Origin of the sequence: Pseudoalteromonas shioyasakiensis (genome assembly GCA_013391845.1) — a bacterium.
Taxonomy (GTDB): Bacteria; Pseudomonadota; Gammaproteobacteria; order Enterobacterales; family Alteromonadaceae; genus Pseudoalteromonas; species Pseudoalteromonas apostichopi.
Map to the genome: position 1 here is coordinate 1,779,421 of CP058414.1, position 20,110 is coordinate 1,799,530.

General features: G+C 39.7%; 18 protein-coding genes. 10 read left to right on the forward strand and 8 right to left on the reverse strand.

Annotated elements, in window-relative coordinates:
- The first annotated feature begins 289 nt into the window (after positions 1-289).
- Both HYD28_08080 and HYD28_08085 read left to right on the forward strand, forming a co-directional pair.
- Complete coding sequence (locus tag HYD28_08080) at positions 290-3,484, forward strand: pilin biogenesis protein (GenBank protein QLE08937.1); 3,195 nt, start codon at positions 290-292, stop codon at positions 3,482-3,484.
- Positions 3,485-3,643: 159 nt separating this feature from the next.
- The gene (locus HYD28_08085) at positions 3,644-4,069 is read left to right on the forward strand and encodes a type IV pilin protein (GenBank protein QLE08938.1); all 426 of its coding nucleotides are present in this window, start codon (positions 3,644-3,646) and stop codon (positions 4,067-4,069) included.
- A gap of 3 nt (positions 4,070-4,072) precedes the next feature.
- Here HYD28_08085 and HYD28_08090 read toward each other — a convergent pair whose 3' ends face one another.
- Positions 4,073-4,600 (reverse strand): GspH/FimT family pseudopilin, encoded by a 528-nt coding sequence (locus HYD28_08090; protein QLE08939.1) that lies wholly within the window; start codon positions 4,598-4,600, stop codon positions 4,073-4,075.
- Positions 4,601-4,671: 71 nt separating this feature from the next.
- Complete coding sequence (locus HYD28_08095; protein ID QLE08940.1) at positions 4,672-5,220, reverse strand: GspH/FimT family pseudopilin; 549 nt, start codon at positions 5,218-5,220, stop codon at positions 4,672-4,674.
- A 139-nt stretch (positions 5,221-5,359) separates the two neighbouring features.
- Here HYD28_08095 and HYD28_08100 point away from each other — a divergent pair, with 139 nt between their 5' ends.
- Positions 5,360-5,698, forward strand: a complete 339-nt coding sequence (locus tag HYD28_08100; protein QLE08941.1) for a P-II family nitrogen regulator — start codon at positions 5,360-5,362, stop codon at positions 5,696-5,698.
- 68 nt (positions 5,699-5,766) lie between these two features.
- Here HYD28_08100 and HYD28_08105 read toward each other — a convergent pair whose 3' ends face one another.
- Positions 5,767-6,525, reverse strand: coding sequence for an outer membrane protein assembly factor BamD (locus HYD28_08105; protein ID QLE08942.1), 759 nt, complete (start codon positions 6,523-6,525; stop codon positions 5,767-5,769).
- A gap of 129 nt (positions 6,526-6,654) precedes the next feature.
- Here HYD28_08105 and rluD point away from each other — a divergent pair, with 129 nt between their 5' ends.
- The 3 genes from rluD to clpB all read left to right on the forward strand — a co-directional run bounded on the left by rluD (position 6,655) and on the right by clpB (position 11,035).
- Positions 6,655-7,632, forward strand: coding sequence for a 23S rRNA pseudouridine(1911/1915/1917) synthase RluD (rluD, locus tag HYD28_08110; GenBank protein QLE08943.1), 978 nt, complete (start codon positions 6,655-6,657; stop codon positions 7,630-7,632).
- A 5-nt stretch (positions 7,633-7,637) separates the two neighbouring features.
- Entirely contained in the window at positions 7,638-8,360 is a 723-nt protein-coding gene (gene pgeF / locus HYD28_08115; protein ID QLE10515.1) for a peptidoglycan editing factor PgeF, read from the forward strand.
- 98 nt (positions 8,361-8,458) lie between these two features.
- Positions 8,459-11,035 carry an ATP-dependent chaperone ClpB gene (gene clpB, locus HYD28_08120; protein QLE08944.1) on the forward strand — a complete coding sequence of 859 codons (2,577 nt, stop codon included), beginning with the start codon at positions 8,459-8,461 and terminating at the stop codon, positions 11,033-11,035.
- Between the two features lie 58 nt (positions 11,036-11,093).
- Here clpB and HYD28_08125 read toward each other — a convergent pair whose 3' ends face one another.
- Entirely contained in the window at positions 11,094-12,641 is a 1,548-nt protein-coding gene (locus HYD28_08125) for a PAS domain-containing protein (GenBank protein ID QLE08945.1), read from the reverse strand.
- A 392-nt stretch (positions 12,642-13,033) separates the two neighbouring features.
- Between HYD28_08125 and HYD28_08130 the strand changes: the two genes are divergently transcribed.
- Both HYD28_08130 and HYD28_08135 read left to right on the forward strand, forming a co-directional pair.
- Positions 13,034-14,608, forward strand: a complete 1,575-nt coding sequence (locus tag HYD28_08130) for a glutamate--cysteine ligase (GenBank protein ID QLE08946.1) — start codon at positions 13,034-13,036, stop codon at positions 14,606-14,608.
- A 136-nt stretch (positions 14,609-14,744) separates the two neighbouring features.
- Positions 14,745-15,353 carry a hypothetical protein gene (locus tag HYD28_08135; protein ID QLE08947.1) on the forward strand — a complete coding sequence of 203 codons (609 nt, stop codon included), beginning with the start codon at positions 14,745-14,747 and terminating at the stop codon, positions 15,351-15,353.
- A gap of 87 nt (positions 15,354-15,440) precedes the next feature.
- Here the strand turns inward: HYD28_08135 and queC are convergent, their stop codons facing one another.
- Entirely contained in the window at positions 15,441-16,097 is a 657-nt protein-coding gene (gene queC / locus HYD28_08140; protein ID QLE08948.1) for a 7-cyano-7-deazaguanine synthase QueC, read from the reverse strand.
- A gap of 145 nt (positions 16,098-16,242) precedes the next feature.
- On the opposite strand from queC, the gene queE reads away from it, so the two are divergent.
- Complete coding sequence (gene queE / locus HYD28_08145; protein QLE08949.1) at positions 16,243-16,908, forward strand: 7-carboxy-7-deazaguanine synthase QueE; 666 nt, start codon at positions 16,243-16,245, stop codon at positions 16,906-16,908.
- A gap of 16 nt (positions 16,909-16,924) precedes the next feature.
- Here the strand turns inward: queE and HYD28_08150 are convergent, their stop codons facing one another.
- From HYD28_08150 to HYD28_08160, 3 genes are all read right to left on the reverse strand, one after another.
- On the reverse strand, positions 16,925-17,416 hold the full coding sequence (locus tag HYD28_08150) for a hypothetical protein (GenBank protein ID QLE08950.1): 492 nt from the start codon (positions 17,414-17,416) through the stop codon (positions 16,925-16,927).
- 175 nt (positions 17,417-17,591) lie between these two features.
- A complete protein-coding gene (gene bcp, locus HYD28_08155) occupies positions 17,592-18,071 on the reverse strand; it encodes a thioredoxin-dependent thiol peroxidase (protein ID QLE08951.1) in 480 nt (159 codons plus the stop codon).
- Positions 18,072-18,081: 10 nt separating this feature from the next.
- The gene (locus HYD28_08160) at positions 18,082-18,615 is read right to left on the reverse strand and encodes a glycine cleavage system transcriptional repressor (protein ID QLE08952.1); all 534 of its coding nucleotides are present in this window, start codon (positions 18,613-18,615) and stop codon (positions 18,082-18,084) included.
- A 368-nt stretch (positions 18,616-18,983) separates the two neighbouring features.
- Between HYD28_08160 and bamC the strand changes: the two genes are divergently transcribed.
- Positions 18,984-20,045 carry an outer membrane protein assembly factor BamC gene (gene bamC, locus HYD28_08165; protein QLE08953.1) on the forward strand — a complete coding sequence of 354 codons (1,062 nt, stop codon included), beginning with the start codon at positions 18,984-18,986 and terminating at the stop codon, positions 20,043-20,045.
- The last annotated feature ends 65 nt before the right edge of the window (positions 20,046-20,110 follow it).

The following is a 20,110-nucleotide window of genomic DNA, read 5'->3' on the forward strand; positions in this document are numbered from 1 at the left end:
TTTTCAAATGGTTAAATGTTTATTGTGGTGAATGTCTGTATTAAAAAGTGGTGTTTTCTATAAACAAATTTCAGTACTTATGTTTTAATTCAATATAATTGGTTATAATTAATGTAATCTAGATTTTAGTTTTAATTATACATATTAAGTTATATCTTTATCAAAGAGTAACTAGATTTTAAGTTTGAAAAATAACTTAGTACTATGAACAATTGCAGGCAAGTAAGTTAAGCATTGGGCTACTTGAACTGCACTCTTTTTTAACATTGGCATCGAGTTGGGTTTTGTGATGAAAATAGGAAAATTAATTAGCAAACTCTTGCTAAATTGTGCTGTGATTTTCAGTATGATGACCCATGCGGAAGACATCGAATTGTATGTTAATCACAATGTTGATTTAGATGAAAAACCACGCGTACTCATTGTTTTTGACACCTCAGGTAGTATGGCGTTTTCAACCAGCTCAGGTAATAGTTGCGGTTATTCTGGTGGCTATATTTTGTGCAGCGATAGCCGATTAGGCGTTGCACAAGATGCGATAACTAAACTTGTAGATGGTAATGATGATATTGATTTTGGTCTTATGCGTTTTAATAGTACTAGCGGTGGTTATGTACTAGCGGGTATTGGTTCGCCAATGTCAACGCTGAAAACGACGATCGCCAATTTACCTGCTGATGGAGGGACACCGCTAACTGAAACTCTCTGGGAAGCGTATCTATATATTACTGGGCAAAGTTTATATTATGGCGAGAAAGTTAATGAGCTATTTCGCGATACTTCTGTAGAAAGTAAAACATCAACAACAAATAGAGTCAGGAAGTGTAACTGGTGGGGGTGCTGGTGGGAAAATGAAACAGTTACTAATTACACTTATATCTCTCCTTTTGATAACCCTGATGAAGTAAAGCGCTGTGATAACTCAGTTAATGTAATTTACATGACTGATGGTGACCCATCTGCGGGCTCTGATAATGAGCAAGACTCAAACATAAGCAGTTTACACAAGTCTTATTTCGGTAGCTCTCTATCAGATAGCGATAAAATTGCTGGTGTGTATTTGCACAAGCTTGCAAAAATTATCCATGGAACTGACAATGTTGAAGTTGATCTACGTCCAGATACTTCCGAAATTCATGAAACAGGTCGGGTTTACACCATAGGTTTTGGCTCTGGAATGAGTGACAATGGTAAACGTTTGTTGTCTGAAACCGCTCGCCTTGGAGGTGGTAAGTACCTTCATGCCAATACCTCTGATCAATTATCAGAGGCTTTAAAAAATACCATAACTCAAATTCGAGAGGTCAATGACAGTTTTACAGCTCCCTCTGTAGCGAGTAACAACGTAGATCAAACTCGCAGCCGAGAATCAATTTATTATGCGATGTTTTATCCTAAAACAGGAGCTCGTTGGCGTGGTAACTTGAAAAAGTTAAAAGTGTCTGGTGACCAAATTATTGATAAAGATGGTAAACAGGCTCTAAATGAAGATGGTCTTATAGATAAAAATGCAAAAACATTTTGGTTACCAAGTGGTGAAAATGCTGATGGCAATTCAGTAGAGCTAGGTGGCGTGAACTTATATCTTTCTAATTCTTCAAGCGTTCCTAATCAAGGCAGAAAGGTTATCACCAATGTTAATGGCCGATTACTTAATTTCACACGTTACCGAGTTGTTTTTCATTATGGAACAATAGCAAAAGCAGCAGTCGATTTTGAAGCGGACGCCAATGAAGTTGAGGATCTTATAAATTGGTCAAGAGGTCTTGATATTGATGATGAAGATAAAGATGGTTCAACAACTGATTCGCGCAAAGATATCTTTGGTGATCCACTACATTCAAAACCTGTAACGATTGATTATGGAAATGATGATATCCGTATTTTAATCGGAACTAATGCAGGTTATTTGCATATGTTTCAAGATAAAAATGATGTACTAAGTGAAAGCTGGGCATTTATCCCTAGAAGCTTATATAAAATTATAAAGCCACTTCGTGAGAATCAAGCAGATACAAAGGTCTATGGTGTTGACGGGCCAATTTCAATATTTTTTGATGATAAAAATAATGATGGGATAGTTAATGACTCAGATCGTGTTTGGGCATTTTTTGGCCTAAGACGAGGTGGTAACAAGTATTATGGCCTTGATATTACTAATCCTGATTCTCCCAAATTATTATGGGATGAGCCTATTACAGGTGGAACAGGCGACTTTTCAGAGCTGGCACAAACATGGTCTAAGCCAACGGTGACGTACATTAACTTAAGTGGATACAAAGATAAACCTGTGCTTATATTTGGTGCAGGTTATGATACCAACAAAGATAATGTTATTCGTACAAACGATAGTAAAGGACGAGGCGTTTTTATTGTTGATGCCGAAACAGGAAAGAAAATATGGGCCTTAACGCCAAATGAAAATGGATTTACAGGTAATCACAGTATTGCCTCAGATATAACGGTTTTAGATTCTGACTACGATGGTTATGTTGATCGTTTATACGCAACAGATACAGGTGGAGATATTTGGCGAATTGATATGCCATCTGAGAATTATAATGATTCAACAGAGCCATGGACACATTTTAAGTTAGCTAGTTTAGGCAGTACATTAGCTACCCAAGATCGTCGTTTTTTCTATAAGCCTATGATTGCCAGGACCATGTTTAGCAAAGTATCTAAAACAACTTATCAAGGTGAATCAATTACAACACGTATTGATACGCCATTTGATGCCGTATTAATAGGTAGCGGGAATCGCTCAAAACCGTTATCAACAGCAACAAATGATCAGCTTTTTATGATACGCGATATCAATACGGTAACTCAGTCATTTATGGGAACGGATGTACCAGCGCCTATCACTCAAGCTGATTTAATGGATGTGGGGTCAGATCCATTCGGTAATGCACTAGATGACCTGGATAAATTTACTGAGCTTGAAGTAGAACTGGGTGAATTTAGCGGTTGGTATTATAACCTACCAACTACCGGTGAAAAGTCACTAGCGGCAAGTACCGTAATAGGTGGCGTTGCTTACTTTACAAGTTTTTCACCAGCATCCACTACTGATTTAGTAAATCAATGTTCACTTACCGGGGGCTCTGGTAGCTTGTATGCTTTCCACTTACATTACGGCACTAAGGTATATGATAACTTAAAATTCACTACTTCTAATGATGTGCCTGACACACCTCAGCTCTACTTTGGTATAGGCGATAGCTGTGTCGATGGTAATAGTGATGGTTTCTGCGATGACAATACAAGTGAAAAGGTAAAAGAGCAAAGCCAATTCTTGTCTATAGGACCAGGTATTAAAGGTGAGCAAAACCCGTTTAAGGTTCAAGAAATTTTAGGTCCAGGGCTTACAATTGAAGATGGTAAAATCAAATTAGTGAGTGATGCAGTGCCAATTGGCTTTGGATTTAAAACACAACAGACATTTATTTATAAGCAAGAAATAAACGATAACAGTAATTAATTCCCGTTCAAAGACTCTGCTTAACAGTTTAAAACTAACTTAGGCAGCGTTGTATGATGGAATTGAGTATTTATCTAATTGCATAATCGCGACTCTAAACCTATGATAAGTTTAAAGCGAAGAATGCTCTGAATTAACAAAAGCATAGGTATTAATTATATGAATATAATAAGGAAAAAAAACCTAAAAGGTTTTACATTAATCGAGCTGATGATTGCTGTAGCAATCTTAGGAATTATTGCGAGCATTGCTATCCCAAGTTATTTTGAACATGTAAAACGTACAGCAAGAACAGAGGCAATAACCTCATTATTAGACGCGGCTAATAAACAAGAACAATACTTTGTTGATAATCGTGAGTACACAACTTCACTTTCTGCTCTAGGTGTTGCAGAAACAACAGAAAACAATTTTTATAAGTTAAAGGCGACTGTCAATAATAATGCCGGTACCTTTGAATTAGAGGCAACACCAGTATCAGGTCCGCCACTACAAGATTCAGAATGCACTAAATTAATAATTACAGACACAGGCCTTAAAAAATCTCAAGGTTCTGCTGATTCGAGCACTTGTTGGGGGAAATAGGCTTTAGCACTTATCAGTATCAATCATTCTGACTCGACCTATTGTACTGACCCTAATAGCAAGCCCTTTGAGGCTTGCTTTTATATATTCTGGGCAGTATATAAAAGTGCCATTGTTTAAACCCACTGGCATACCTGTTGGGCTAAATGTTACTGAGTGACGTGGGTAAGTCAGCATATCTAATTTATTTATTGCTTCAACTTCCAATAATTTGGTATCGCCACTTTCAAACACACCAAGCTCGCCTTTATCGACAAAGACAGTTAAAGATTTATGCCACATCGCCTTGTTACAACGGTTAAGCTTTAAAGCACAAAATGTCACATAGGCATTATTAGTTTGTGCCTTGAGGCGAGTAAATTGTAGTGCTCTTTTAACTGTATGCATATTACTTTCTAAGCGGTTATTGGCGAGGAGTGGCTTATATTCAAATAAAGCGAAATGCAGTAAAAACGAAAAAATTGATAAGACTATTAGGATTTCAATTAACATAGCACCTTTAAGGCTACGCAAGTAATTATTTGTCTTCATCCTTGAAGACTCCAAATCGCGACTATTTATTAAAATGTAATAGGAGCTTTGTATTTGTCAATTAAATAGGGTTAATTACATGTTTTTGTTGTTGTTCCTTCATACATTGCGGTGCCAGACTGTGAAATAGATAAGGCTTTATTGTTATCATTATTGCTACTTGAAGGGCAATATACGAATGTGCCTGGATCAGTTCTAATCATACCGCTAGTTTCAAATCTTATAACTCTTGCACCAGAAAAACTGAGCGAGCTATTATTGGGTATCTCTTCCATTACGCGCAAAATGATATCCCCTTGGCCAGGATTAAAAGTACCGTTAGGGCTTTTATCTACAAATACAAAAATACTTCCCAGGCTCCAGTCTCTTGAACAAAATATAGATTTATTTTGTTCAATTGATTCTGTATCGCCTGCGCAAACAATGACTAATTCATCACTACTCGTCGCTTTTGCTCGTGCAAAGCTGAGCGTGCGTTTTAATTCAAGCAAGTAGCTTTCGGCGCGGTCGCTTTCTAACATATCTGAGCTATCCCATAGCGCAATGACAGCAACGATGCCAACAATGGCAATCGTGACCATTAGTTCCAATAATGTAAAACCCCGTTGTAATGATTTCATTGTTATCTCTATTCTGAATCACTTTGTTTAATAATATCATGATTGCTGATTTAATCACCGTAATTCATAGCTTTGTTTGCCATCAGCAATTGGATTGTCTAAAATCGAGTCAATCGAGAAATAATAAGTAACCCTTAAAATGAAAAAAATCGAAGCAATTATTAAACCATTCAAGCTTGATGACGTGCGTGAAGCATTATCAGATGTTGGCATCACAGGGATGACGGTAAGTGAAGTTAAAGGCTTTGGCCGTCAAAAAGGACACACCGAGCTTTATCGTGGCGCTGAGTACATGGTGGACTTTTTACCTAAAGTAAAATTAGACATCGTTTTAAGCGATGAAGATGTTGACCGTGCAATTGATGTTATCGTTAAAACATCGCAGACAGGAAAAATTGGTGACGGTAAAATCTTTGTCACTGATGTTGAGCGAGTAGTGCGTATTCGTACCGCGGAAGAAGATGAAGACGCGATTTGATAAAATATTAGATTAATCGCAAACATTAAAAAGGCGCCCTAGGCGCCTTTTTTGCTTTTTAAATTATTTTAACGCTTGTTTGCTTCTCGCGTTGCTTTAGCGTGTTCACTTAGCTCAGATAAGCCAAGTTTATTGTAGCTTTTTTCCATGATCTCAAGCGCTTGATCAAGGTAACTACTTTGTGAGTAGTGCTCAACTACATATTTGCCACGGTTAGCAGCAGCAAGGTATGCTTCACGCTCATAGTAGTACTCAGCAACTTTTAACTCGTAGCGTGCCATTTTATTGAGTAACCACACAACACGTCTTTTTGCCTCTGGTGCATAAACACTATTAGGAAAACGTTTTAATAGTGTTGATAAATCAGTAAATGCAACACGAGTACGGTTTGCATCTCTGTCTGCACGGTCTACACCAAAATATTCTTGGAAGGCGTTTTCATCCGCTTTGATATTCACTAAGCCACGCATGTAGTACATATAGTCTAAATCTTTGTGGTTTGGATTTAAGCGAATAAAACGGTCGATAGTTGCCAGTGCTTGCTCAGTATTACCTGCTTGATAATGTGCATACACTAAGTCCATTTGTACTTGTTTTGATAGAGGACCAAAAGGGTAGCGAGAATCAATAGCGCTTAATAGCTCAATTGCACGAGCATATAAGCCAGAATCTAATGTTTGTTTGGCATCTTCATATAAAGCTTGCGCAGATTTATTAGGAACGCGTTGGATATCTTCTTGGTCGGGTGCTGATGAACAGGCACCTAAGCCAAGTACAGATACTGAAAAAACTATGGCGAACGCACGTTTCCCTATTTTATTTATCATTTTATTTCTTACCTTCGATGTCTTCGGCTAGGCCAAGTGAGGAAAACCGAGTAAACTATACGTATTATATTAAAGCGATTCTAACCCAGTCGAGCACAGCTTGCACTGGTAAATTGGGTAAAGTTACTAATGTCAGAGCAAATTTCTCTCCAAGCCGAGGTTCCAATTGACCTTGGCGGTAAACGTCTAGACCAAGTATTAGCGCAATTGTTCCCTGATTATTCTCGTTCACGTATAAAAACGTGGATTTTGGATGATAAAATCACTGTGAACGGCGAAATTTTAAACACACCACGTGAAAAACTACTCGGTGGCGAAACGGTGAGTGTTGAAACAACCATCGAAGCCCCTCGTGAATATGAAGCACAAAATATCAAATTAAACATCGTTTATGAAGACGATGATATTTTGGTAATTAATAAACCTATGGGGTTAGTGGTACATCCTGGTGCAGGTAACCCAGATGGCACAGTATTAAATGCTTTATTACACCATTACCCAGAGATCATCAATGTACCCCGTGCAGGTATTGTCCATCGTCTAGATAAAGACACCACAGGATTAATGGTGGTGGCTAAAACTATTCCGGCACAAACACATTTAGTATCTGCACTGCAAAAGCGTGAAAACTTCACCCGTGAATATGAAGCAATTTGTAATGGCACAATGACTGCTGGTGGTATGGTTGAAAAACCAATTGGTCGACATGCAACAAAACGTACTCACATGGCCGTGCATGAAATGGGCAAACCAGCGATAACACATTACCGTGTAGCAGAAAAATTCCGTGCTCATACACGCTTACGTTTACGATTAGAAACTGGTCGTACTCACCAAATTCGTGTACACATGGCTTACTTGAACCATCCATTGGTTGGTGATCAACTATATGGAGGTCGCCCGCGTCCGCCAAAAGGGGCTACACCTGAGCTGTTTCAAATGCTACGTGATTTTAAACGTCAAGCCTTACATGCCGTTAAGCTCTCTATTGCGCATCCAATTACGGGTGAGTTGATGACATGGCAAGCTCCAATTCCAGATGATATGGCTGCCATGACAGAAGCATTACGCGCAGATACCAAAGCAAACCCAAATATCGAGCTTTAATTGTGATGATCACACCAGCATGGACTGCACCCAAAACTGTTAGCGCAATCAGTACCACTCGAAAGGGGGGGGGGTCATTCGCACCGTTTGATAGTTTCAATTTGGGTTTACATGTTGGTGATGATGAACAAGCTGTACTTGCAAATCGTGCGCTACTAGCAAGTCACTTACCAAATCCCGCGGTTTGGTTAAACCAAGTTCATAGCAGTGATGTGGTTGTGGTTGATGAAAGGTGTGATTTAAGCCTAGTTCATTCTGCTGATGCGCTGTATACCAATAAAGTAAAACAGCCGCTTGCGATAATGACAGCTGATTGTTTGCCTGTGTTACTTTGCTCGAATTCTGGCAATGAAATTGCAGCAGTGCATGGTGGCTGGCGTGGCTTATCACAAGGTATATTGGCAAAAACCATTTCGCATTTCAAAGTGCCTACAAGCGATATTATTGCTTGGTTAGGCCCTGCTATTGGTCCCTTACAATTTGAAGTTGGGCAAGAGGTTAAAGATTGCTTTTGTTCGCAAAACCCGCTTCACGAACTGGCATTTACAGCCAAACATGAAAAATACATGGCTGATATCTACTTATTAGCACGTCAGCAATTAGCGCAATTAGGCGTGGCCAATATTTCAGGTGGTGAATACTGTACAGTCAGTGATAAGTCACAATTTTTCTCTTATCGCCGCGACGGACAAACTGGTCGCATGGCTAGCTTGATCTGGCGCAATTAATACGCCTTTTTTGTGATTAAATTTTCTTCTCTTACTTGAACAAATCACTAACCATACCCATTAATTAAGCAATTAGATTTTTTAATAGGTAAACCCTTATGCGTTTAGATAGATTTACAAGTAAATTTCAATCTGCGCTTTCAGATGCGCAGTCATTAGCACTTGGGCGAGATCATCAATTTATTGAGCCTGTGCATTTAATGTATTCATTGCTTCAACAAAATGGCTCGAGTGTGCGTGCGCTACTTGCACAAGCCGGTGTGAGTGCTGATGAGTTAAACACCAAGTTATCTCAAGAAATCGAAAAACTGTTTAAAGTTGAAGGCATTGGTGGCGATGTTCAGCTGTCAAACAACCTGATTTCGTTAATTAACTTGTGTGATAAATATGCTCAAAAGCGAAAAGATAAATTCATTTCGAGTGAGTTATTTGTTCTTGCCGCGTGTGACGATAAAGGCCCATTAGGCGACATTTTTAAAGCGCTAAATATTACTTCTAGCAAAATTGAAGCAGCAATCGAAGCTATTCGTGGTGGTCAAAAGGTTGATGATCCGAATGCTGAAGAAACCCGTCAGGCATTAAAAAAATTCACAATCGATTTAACTGAGCGAGCAGAGCAAGGCAAGCTAGACCCTGTAATTGGCCGGGATGACGAAATTCGTCGTACTATTCAAGTATTACAACGCCGTACTAAAAATAATCCGGTATTAATTGGTGAGCCGGGCGTGGGTAAAACGGCGATTGCCGAAGGTTTAGCACAGCGGATCATCAATGGAGAGGTACCTGAAGGCTTAAAGAATAAGCGAGTATTATCGCTTGATTTAGGTGCTTTAGTTGCTGGTGCTAAATACCGTGGTGAATTCGAAGAGCGTTTAAAGTCAGTGTTGAATGAACTAGCCAAAGAAGAAGGGCAAGTCATCCTCTTTATTGATGAAATCCATACTATGGTAGGCGCAGGTAAGACAGACGGCGCAATGGATGCAGGTAATATGCTAAAACCAGCACTTGCCCGTGGTGAGTTACATTGTGTGGGTGCCACAACTCTTGATGAGTATCGTCAATATATTGAAAAAGATGCCGCTTTAGAGCGTCGTTTCCAAAAAGTATTTGTTGATGAACCATCGGTTGAAGACACCATTGCGATTTTACGTGGTTTAAAAGAGCGTTATGAGCTTCATCACTCAGTTGATATTACCGATCCGGCCATTGTTGCTGCGGCGCAGCTGTCGCACCGTTACATTAGTGATCGCCAATTGCCAGATAAAGCGATTGATTTAATTGACGAAGCGGGCTCTTCAATTCGTTTGCAAATTGACTCAAAACCGGAATCTTTAGATAAGCTAGAGCGTCGTATTATTCAGTTAAAACTGGAAGATAACGCCCTTGCAAAAGAGAAAGACGAAGCGAGCCAAAAACGTCGTACTGAGATGCAAGAGTTGATCACTGAGCTTGAAGCCCAATACCGCGAACTAGACGAAGTTTGGAATGCTGAGAAGGCTTCATTACAGGGCACACAAGTCATTAAAGCTGAGCTTGAGCAAGCGCGTCTTGATTTAGATGTTGCGCGTCGTGCAAGTGATTTACAGCGCATGTCTGAACTCCAGTATGGTCGTATTCCTGAACTTGAGCGTAAACTTGACCTTGCTTCACAGGCCGAAATGCAAGAAATGAGCTTGCTTAAAAACCAAGTTGGTGAAGACGAAATCGCAGAGATTTTATCGCGTTGGACAGGTATTCCTGTATCCAAAATGTTGCAAGGGGAGCGCGAAAAGCTACTTAAGATGGAAGATGAACTGCATCATAAAGTGATTGGTCAAGATGAAGCCGTTGTCGCGGTTGCGAATGCAATTCGTCGCTCTCGAGCAGGGCTTGCTGATCCAAATCGCCCAATCGGTTCATTCTTATTCTTAGGCCCGACAGGGGTAGGTAAAACTGAGCTGACCAAAGCACTAGCCAGCTTCATGTTTGACACTGAAGATGCCATGGTGCGCATTGATATGTCGGAGTTTATGGAGAAACACTCGGTGGCACGTTTAGTGGGTGCACCTCCGGGTTATGTTGGCTATGAAGAGGGGGGCTATTTAACTGAAGCAGTTCGCCGTCGTCCGTATTCAGTCATTTTATTGGATGAGGTCGAAAAAGCGCACCCTGATGTATTTAACATCTTACTGCAAGTACTTGATGATGGCCGCTTAACGGATGGTCAGGGCCGTACCGTTGATTTCAAAAATACGGTTATCATTATGACTTCTAACTTAGGCTCTGACATTATCCAAGAGCAAGCTGGTTCAAATGATTATGCAGGCTTAAAAGAAAAAGTGATGGGCGTATTGGTTAGTCAGTTCCGTCCTGAGTTTATTAACCGAATCGACGAAACCGTGGTATTCCATCCACTTGCTAATGAACACATTAAAGAAATTGCTGACATTCAGTTAAGTAAGCTACGTGAGCGATTAACTGAAAAAGGCTACATTCTTGAAGTAACGGATGCAGCCCTAGACCGCATCGCTGAAAGTGGTTTTGATCCAGTGTATGGGGCAAGGCCTTTAAAACGTGCTATACAACATACCATTGAAAATCCATTAGCACAGCGATTATTAGGTGGGGATTATCAGCCGGGTGCCATCATCCATATTGATGCTGATGAGAATGGACTTGTTTTCTCGAGTCGTTAATTAGCCCTAAAAACAAAAGCCGCATCATTTTGAAGCGGCTTTTTTGTATCAGTTAAGTTTAAACTTTAAAGGTTAACAGCATATCGTTAACTTTGCGCGAGCCTTCAACAAGCCCCGCTGCATCTTTAGCTACGTTGTAGCTAAGCTTTAAGTTCTCTTCGCTGTGTCCTTTTATGCTTTCTACATTTTCGCGTATATCGGTGCTAACAACTTGTTGTTCCTCTGCAGCCGTCGAAATCTCAGTCGCAAGGCCTGATATTTCATCAATTTGTGCGAAGATGCTCGCTAGCTCAGTTTGAGTGTGAGCAGTAGTATCAACACAATTATCTGCTTGCGCTTTAGTTGATTGCATCACTTTAGACCAGCTAAATAACGTATCTTGGATCTCTTTAATTGAGCTGTGAATTTGTGCTGTCGCATTTTGAGTACGTGAAGAAAGTGCGCGTACTTCATCTGCTACAACCGCAAAACCACGGCCATGCTCACCTGCACGTGCTGCTTCAATTGCAGCATTCAGCGCTAATAAGTTTGTTTGTTCAGCAATGCCTTCAATCTCACTCATTACTTGGCCTATTTTGTCAGCTTCACTAGCAAGAGAGTTAGCGGTAGTGGCTGCTTGCTCTACTTGGTTAGCTAGATCAGACACCATGCTGCTATTATCTTCAATATGCAGTTTGATATCGTTACAGCTTTGGTAAGTTGTTTTAACCTTGTCTGCAGTGTGATGAGTATTTGCTGAAATCTCGCCAATAGTTGCACTCATTTGTGTCATTGCCGTAGCAATATCACTTAAACGTTGACCTTGTGCAGCAATACCTTGCTCGGTTAGTGACGATTGTTTATCTAAGTTGGTAGCAATGTCTTTGAATGAGTAAGTAGAGTCTTTAACACGACCTAATACAGTTCTAAGCTTAGCGAACAGCATTTGCTGATTATAGGCAGCAATACTAAAAGGATGTGAACCTGAATACACATAGCGTGATACTGAATCAAACTCTGCACGTTGCTGCTTTAAATGGCTTGGGGTTACAACGAGCTCGTCATAATTTAATGCAAAAAGGAGTGCTACAACGGCACAGCTCGCTAAGGCAACCATCCATGAAGTAGTAAACGCTAAGCCGACAATGCCTGCAAATAAAATAACCGCAGACAAAATTTGTCTCAGCGAAATATTTTCACGAAATGACGCGACTGATTTTCCATTATTAATCTTAGTGTACAGTGCCGTTGCACGGTCTTTTAATTGTTCAGATGGCTTAGTTCGAACTGACTGATAGCCAACCAACTGACCATGTTCATAAATGGGTGTAACAAATGCATCAACCCAATAGTAACGACCATCTTTACAGAGATTTTTAACCATGCCACGCCAAGAATGGCCTTGCTTTAGTTTTTCCCACATTTCTTTAAATGCCGCTTTTGGCATGTCAGGGTGGCGAACAATATTATGATTTTTTCCGAGTAGCTCTTCCTCGGTGTAACCTGCAATCGTACAAAATTCCTTATTTACGTATGTGATGACACCGCGTAAATCTGTAGTAGAGACAAGCTCTTGATTATCAGAGTATGTCACTTCTTGATTAATGATTTCTTGCCCACGACGCATATGAGTCCTCGAAATATACTTTTTTATGGTGTGCGGATTATAGTCTCAGAAAAATGTAAGGGAAGGGGGTGCATATAGATAACTATGAAAGTTTTAAAAATTTCATCTTCCCTTTGATCTAAAACAATATCTTGCTTGAATTATTATGTTTAGCCTCAGTCTTTTATATTAGTTAAAAGGCTCAGTATCCTCAAGAAATAAGTCTAAATAGTATTTTAAATGTTTTTAGCAACAATGAAGTGCCGCCAAAGCAATTGTATATTGTCCCTCACAATGGCAAGATTGAGCATCAAGTGAACGGGTACTAAATGAAACTGATTTTTCTGACTTGAGTAATTACTTTTTGCCCCCATACACTTAGGATTACAGCCACGTGGCTCGAGGAAGCATTTTTGATAAAACATGATTTAAATAAAACGCTAGAGGCGTTAACAGTACAATTTCCTAACGCAATTAATGGGATTAAACGTGGTATCGAGCGAGAAGCATTAAGGATCAAACCAAATGGTGTTATCTCACAGCAAGGTCATCCAAAAGGCGTTGGTAGCGCTTTAACTAATGATCATGTCACCACTGATTTTTCGGAATCGCTATTAGAATTTATTACACCGGTAAGTACGTCTGCAGAGCAAACCTTAGCTCAGCTAAAAGATCTGCAAAAGTTCACCTTGTCTCAGATGGATGATGAGCTCTTATGGCCTATCAGCATGCCGTGTTTTATTGAGCATCAAGACGACATCGTACTGGCACAGTTTGGTGACTCAAATATTGGCCGCATGAAAACACTTTATCGTGAAGGTTTAAAGAATCGCTATGGCAGTATGATGCAAGCAATTGCTGGTGTGCATTTTAATATTTCTTTTCCTGAGAGCTTATGGCAAAGCTTGTATAGTTTAAACGGCAGCCAAGGCACACTCGCTGATTCTATTTCGAATGGGTATTTGGGACTTATTCGTAACTTTAAACGTGAGCTTTGGTTGATCAGCTTTTTATTTGGTGCATCGCCAGCATTGTGTAGTTCATTTTTGCAAGGGCGCGAAACAGACTTACCATTTAAAAAACTAGGTAAAGGTACTCTTTACTTAGAAGTTGGCACTGCGCTGCGTTTGGGGAACCTTGGTTATACCAACAGTGCGCAATCGTCTTTGCGTGTTATGTACAACTCATTAGAAGAATATGTAGCAGGTTTAAAAGAAGCGATTCATACGCCATCTGATATTTATGACCATATTGATGATTACACAAGTGCTGAACCAAAGCAGTTAAACAAAAATATTCTGCAAATCGAAAATGAGTTTTATTCACCAATTCGTCCTAAGCGCAACGCAGCATCAGGCGAAACTCCTACAGATGCATTACTTCGTGGTGGTATAGAATACATTGAGGTAAGGGCATTAGATGTTAACCCATTTAGTGAAACGGGTATCGACTTACAGCAAATACGCTTTTTAGACGTATTCCTAACTTACTGCTTATTAAATGACTCTCCAGAGATGGATTGGCAAGAACAAAAGTTGAGCACTACCAACCTCGATGCGGTTGTTAATGAAGGCCGAGATCCAGAATTAACACTTAACAAGCAAGGCGAAATAGTTCGCCTGACAGATTGGGCTAAAACAATTTTTAGTAATTTAACTGCCGTTGCATGTTATATGGATAATGCATACGGGGTAAGTTATTACAGTGAAACTATTGCTGAGCTTGCAACCTGGGTACAAGATCCTAGAAAAACATACTCTGGCAAATACGTAGCAACACTTGCAAAAGAGAACCTAGATAATGGTAATTTTGCATTAGCACTTGCACAGCAGTACAAGCAAAGCCATCTTGCGTCACAGTATCAATTTTATGATCATGCATTTTTAGCGAAACAAGCTGCTGACTCTGTGCTTAAAGAGCGTGAAGTTAAAGCTGCCGATAGCGAAACGTTTACTGCTTTTTTAGATGACTATTTTGCTAAAGCTTAGTAAGGTGAAGACATAAAAAAACGCAGCCTATGGTGGCTGCGTCAAAGATTCTTCAGGGATGAAACAATGCTATACTGCTGCATTCATAAGTTCAGACTGACCTGATAAGAAAAAGTTCAGCGAGATCCAAAAAAAAATGAAAAAAAGTATAATTATTTTATCGCTGGCCGCATCATTGGCTGGATGTGCAACCGCTCCTCCAGAGCAACCCCATGATATCTGTAAGATTTTTGAAGAAAAGCCTGATTGGTACTACGATGCCCGCGATGCTCAAGAAAAATGGGGATCGCCTAAACATGTGCTAATGAGCATGATGTATCAAGAAAGCTCATTTCGTCATGATGCTGCTCCGCCAATGGAATACTTCTTATGGGTTATTCCAATAGGTCGTGCCAGTTCTGCCTATGGCTATTCACAAGCGAAAACACCTACTTGGTCAGATTACATCCGAGAAACAGGCAACAGCGGTGCAGACAGGGATGATTTTGATGATGCTATCGACTTTATGGCGTGGTTTGTTTACAAAACTCATAAAGTAAATGGTGTATCGAAATGGGACGCGTACGCACAATACCTAAATTACCATGAAGGATGGGGCGGCTATAAGCGTGGTACTTATAAAAGTAAAAAGTGGTTAATGAGTGTTGCAAATAAAGTTAAACATCGAGCTAGCCGTTATGGCGCGCAACTTAAAAAGTGTGAAGCAGATCTAGATAAAAACTGGTTTGAGCGTTTATTTAGTTAATAGAGCATTGACGCAACCGTTTGGACTTTAAATTTTTACCAAATGTGTCTTTAAAAAGGCTATCAAATCTTTGATAGCCTTTTTTGTTTATTCGTATTCGATAGGATCGGTAACGTTATTAAGTGCAAAGGCTTCCAAGCGCTCTTGACAAGCACCACATTTGCCACAGGCTTTGTCACGGCCGTTGTAGCATGTCCAAGTTTGGCTGTAATCAAGACCCATTTTTAAGCCGTCTGTTAAAATATCGATTTTAGTATTGTTTAAATATGGACTGAAAATCTCAACAGCGTCGTAGTTGGCAATACGGCAAACATCATCCATTTTTTGAACGAATTCAGGGCGACAGTCAGGATAAATTGCATGATCACCAGAATGTGCGCCATAGTAAACTTTGCTGGCTTTTAAAGACACCGCATAACCCACTGCAAGTGATAGTAAGATCATGTTGCGGTTTGGCACTATTGTGCTCTTCATGCTTTCTTCTTCGTAGTGACCCTCTGGCACATCGATATCATCGGTCAGTGATGAGCCCCCAATCAATTGATTGATAGCTGAAATATCAACAATCTTGTGAGAAACACCTAATTTTTCACACACTTGAGCAGCTACTTTAAGCTCTTTAACATGACGCTGGCCGTAGTCGAACGACAGGGCATATACTTCGTGGCCTTGTTGCAGGGCTTTATTTAATACGGTAAAAGAGTCCATACCGCCGGAATAAATCACAACTACTTTTTGCGTCATATCTGTTTTGCTCTTACTTTTGATAGAGGTTTACTTCAGGGCGCGATATACTACACGGCTCGGGCCTAAATAACAATTTTTGCGCGTGTTTTTGGTTTTTTGATGGTATGCATTATATATCGTTGCGTCGTAAGTGAGATCTCTTTTGTACAAAATTAACGAAGTGTTTGAAACAATTCAAGGTGAAGCAAGTTTTACTGGTACACCTTCAATCTTTTTACGTTTACAAGGCTGCCCTGTAGGCTGTGCTTGGTGTGATACAAAACAAACATGGGACGTTGATAATGTATATAAAGTGTCACTTGATGACACGGTTGAGAAAAAAGCAGACTCAGATCATTGGGCAGAAGCAACTGCGGAGCAAGTGTTAGCGCTATTTAAAGAACGTGGCTACAACGCAAAACATGTGGTGATCACAGGTGGTGAGCCTTGCATGTACGACCTAAATCCAGTGTGTGAGTTATTACACGCAAATGGTTATTCGACTCAAATTGAAACCAGCGGCACATTTGAGATTTTAGTCCCTGAACAAACATGGGTGACCGTATCACCGAAGATTAATATGCGTGGCGGTTACAAAGTATTACGCAGCGCTATGCAGCGCGCTGATGAAATTAAACACCCAGTGGCAATGCAAAAGCATGTTGAAGAGCTAGAAGATTTATTCTTAAAAACAGGTGTTAATCCGCGTCTAGTGTACCTTCAACCAATTAGCCAAAAGACCTCAGCAACTAAACTTGCCATTGAAACCTGTATTGCAAAGAACTGGCGTTTATCAGTTCAAGTACATAAATATTTAGGAATTAGCTAGTTTATCTGGCTAGTTCCTAGTATCCACTTTTTACCTTTAACACTCTAATTGCGCGGGCGATGAAAGTGCCCGATAAAATGCCGTAAAAAGCGGCAAGAGATAACACTAGAGCGGTATTAGTAAAAAGCTCTGGTTGAATACTTGTTAAGACACCCACCGCATATTTGGTGAAGAAGATAGCCATGATGAATATCATCGGCCACCAACTACCAGGCACTTTAAATGAGGCGCTTTGGACTTGATAACTTGCTGATGAAGCTGAAAACAGGAATAAACCAATAAGCGTACTGATTAAAACGCCAACTAGCCAGAGCAGCATAATAGTTAAGCTATAACCAAAGCTTGAAGTCGCACCAAAATATGATAAAGCAAGCATGCCCATCGGCAGTATCAATAACGTGGGTTGCTTTACAAAGCGGTCATGAGTTTGTTGCCAACCAACGAAAATAAGGCCAACAAACAGACCATAAACCCAAAGTGGTGTGTGAGTTAAAATTTCAAAAATCATCTTACATCCCTGTTTTTATTATTTTTAGGAAGTTATTTAATCGTTCATTTAAAATGCAGCAATTGTTCCTATTTTATCTGCTATTTATGAAAGTTTGTCAATTGAGTCATTATCCTTCAAAAACAAAAAAAGCGTTGCACCATGGCAACGCTTTTTACTTTTTAGCTTATCGCTACTAATTCTGCGCTAAATAATCCAACACAACCTGATGATGGTCTTTGGTTTTGAATTTATCAAACACATGCTTGATTTTACCGTCTTGGCCTACAAGAAAGCTTATACGATGAATACCTTCGTACTCCTTACCCATAAACTTCTTATAACCCCAAATACCAAACGCATCTGCAATAGCGTGATCTTCGTCAGCTAATAAGTCAAAATTAAGCTCTTTTTTGGTTTCAAAATTCTTTAAACGCTTTATTGGGTCTGGGCTGATACCCACGACACGTGTGTTTAATTTCGCAAGCTCGGCTTTTTCATTACGTAAGTTTTCTGCTTGCACAGTACAACCTGGTGTCGATGCCTTAGGGTAGAAATAAACCAGTACTTGCTGGTCTTTCAAAAGATCAGTTAATACAACGGTTTCATCATTTTGATTTTGTAAACTAAAAGCAGGGGCTGTATCACCGGCCTGTAATGGATTAATTGTTTTCATGCTTTGCTCCTTAGCGAATGCGTCTGAAAATATAATCTACGTTCAAACTGCGAGAAAGATCTTCAAAGCTCACTTTAAAGTTATCAATATCGACTTCAACGGGAATATTAAACTCTAGCTCACAACGCATTTTTAGCTCATCACCTTCGTCGTACGTATCAGATTTAAGTGAACAAATGCTGATGTTATTGTCAGCAAAAAAGCGCGTAACTTTACTTAATGTTCCAGGTGTATCAATACCTGTGTATTCGAGGGTGTAACCGGCGCAAAATTCACATGCAACATGACTTGCTGTGCGTTTCATCATGGTTAAAAGGCCAAGTTCCATGCCTTTAGTTGGCAATGTATGCTCAATGCGGCTAATGGCCGACATATCACCTGCTAACAGCATGATAAAGGTAAACTCGTTGCCCAAAATAGCAATGCGACTGTCAATTATATTGCAATGGCAATCACTCACTAACTGAGTTAATTCGCTAACGATACCGGGTCTATCTTCGCCAATCGCAGTGAGCACTATCTGATGATTTGTAAAAGCAGTCATGGAATTTTAAATACCTAGTAATTAACAATACCAATGGATATAAGCTTGAGTAAGCTTTGATTTCACGTGAGTTTAATACCGCACGGCGGCGAAGTTTAACATAATTTGCATCGTTAACGATAGCGACGATTAATTAAGCCGTGAATAAAGTGCGCTCTTTCTTGTTTTTAGGGGCATCTGAAAGTACCATAGTTAAAATTTTGCAAGGCGACAAGCAAACAAATACGTTACGCTAGCCGAATCTATTCGGGTTTTTTGCATAAAAACTATAAATGTAAAGTTAAAAGTGATTTTACAGTGAACCAAATCGGCATTACCCACTCATATATTTGTTAAAAAAATTAAGGGTTTGCTAAGGAGAAATATCTGTGCAGTATTGGATCTCAAAGGCGCTTGCTGTAAGCGTAATGGTAAGTTTAACAGGGTGTGGTGTATTTACCGACGAAGCACATCAAAAACGTAATTATCGAGCAAATGAACCGGTCAAAGCACCAGCAGGTTTAGCGCAACCAGCTCTAGATCCAACATATAAAATGGATGTTGCGCAATATGACAATAATCCTGAAGCTAAAAACTATCGTCCGCCAGCGCAAGTTATTACCATTGCTCAAGGTACTTGGGTTGAAGAAGGTGACACTGAAGCGCGGGTCTATTTTGATAAAAACGATGGTATAGAAGATTTAGATGTATTTATCTGGAACTCTATAAAAGCCGTTCTAGCTGAAAAAAATACCGCAGCTTTGAAAGAAGATAAAGCATCAAATTCAATTGAAACAGGTTGGTATGCGATTATTAAACCTGAAGAAGGTTGGTTTTGGGAAAGCGAAACCGAAGTATCACAACAACGTTTTATATTTACTATTGAAGAAAAGTCGCATCAGCGTACAGCTTCTTTAACAGCTAAACTTGCTGATTATAAAAGCGACTCAGTACCGTTAACACCATTACTACAGCAACAACTTGAAGTACGTGCTTTAAACCAAGTGATTGCTGAGTTTGATTACCGTTACCGTCAACTAGAAGTTGAAATGCGTAAACAACAAGGCATTATTTCATTAGAAATGGGCTTTGATAACAAAGGTAATGGGGCACTGGTTACTGAGCAAGATTACAACATGGTGTTTGATCGTTTCTCTGGTTTCTTAGAGCGATTATCTTTCACTATCGTAGAGATTGACCAAGAACGTGGTTTGATTACGGCTGATTACAAAAAGCCTGAGTCAAGCGTATGGGATTCAATTTGGGGTGAAGAACTAGCTGAGCTACCAATTGAAGAAGGCCAATATCAAATTCTTGTTAGCCGTACCAATGATGGCGGTACAAGTTTAACTTGGATGGACTCTGAAGGTTCGACATTAGAGCCTGGTACAATGAATGACCTCCAGCAAGCATTAGAAAATGCACTGCGTCAACGCGGTATCAATATTTAATAATTAAAAAAGTTAAAACCACCACAAAAAGAGCTTCGCCGCTCTTTTTGTGGTTTTTACAGGTT

Bases quoted from the DNA above. Each gene is read 5' to 3' on its own strand.
- HYD28_08080 (QLE08937.1), top strand. From the start codon at position 290: ATGAAAATAGGAAAATTAATTAGCAAACTCTTGCTAAATTGTGCTGTG.
- HYD28_08085 (QLE08938.1), top strand. From the start codon at position 3,644: ATGAATATAATAAGGAAAAAAAACCTAAAAGGTTTTACATTAATCGAG.
- HYD28_08090 (QLE08939.1), bottom strand. From the start codon at position 4,600: ATGAAGACAAATAATTACTTGCGTAGCCTTAAAGGTGCTATGTTAATT.
- HYD28_08095 (QLE08940.1), bottom strand. From the start codon at position 5,220: ATGAAATCATTACAACGGGGTTTTACATTATTGGAACTAATGGTCACG.
- HYD28_08100 (QLE08941.1), top strand. From the start codon at position 5,360: ATGAAAAAAATCGAAGCAATTATTAAACCATTCAAGCTTGATGACGTG.
- HYD28_08105 (QLE08942.1), bottom strand. From the start codon at position 6,525: ATGATAAATAAAATAGGGAAACGTGCGTTCGCCATAGTTTTTTCAGTA.
- rluD (QLE08943.1), top strand. From the start codon at position 6,655: ATGTCAGAGCAAATTTCTCTCCAAGCCGAGGTTCCAATTGACCTTGGC.
- pgeF (QLE10515.1), top strand. From the start codon at position 7,638: ATGATCACACCAGCATGGACTGCACCCAAAACTGTTAGCGCAATCAGT.
- clpB (QLE08944.1), top strand. From the start codon at position 8,459: ATGCGTTTAGATAGATTTACAAGTAAATTTCAATCTGCGCTTTCAGAT.
- HYD28_08125 (QLE08945.1), bottom strand. From the start codon at position 12,641: ATGCGTCGTGGGCAAGAAATCATTAATCAAGAAGTGACATACTCTGAT.
- HYD28_08135 (QLE08947.1), top strand. From the start codon at position 14,745: ATGAAAAAAAGTATAATTATTTTATCGCTGGCCGCATCATTGGCTGGA.
- queC (QLE08948.1), bottom strand. From the start codon at position 16,097: ATGACGCAAAAAGTAGTTGTGATTTATTCCGGCGGTATGGACTCTTTT.
- HYD28_08150 (QLE08950.1), bottom strand. From the start codon at position 17,416: ATGATTTTTGAAATTTTAACTCACACACCACTTTGGGTTTATGGTCTG.
- bcp (QLE08951.1), bottom strand. From the start codon at position 18,071: ATGAAAACAATTAATCCATTACAGGCCGGTGATACAGCCCCTGCTTTT.
- HYD28_08160 (QLE08952.1), bottom strand. From the start codon at position 18,615: ATGACTGCTTTTACAAATCATCAGATAGTGCTCACTGCGATTGGCGAA.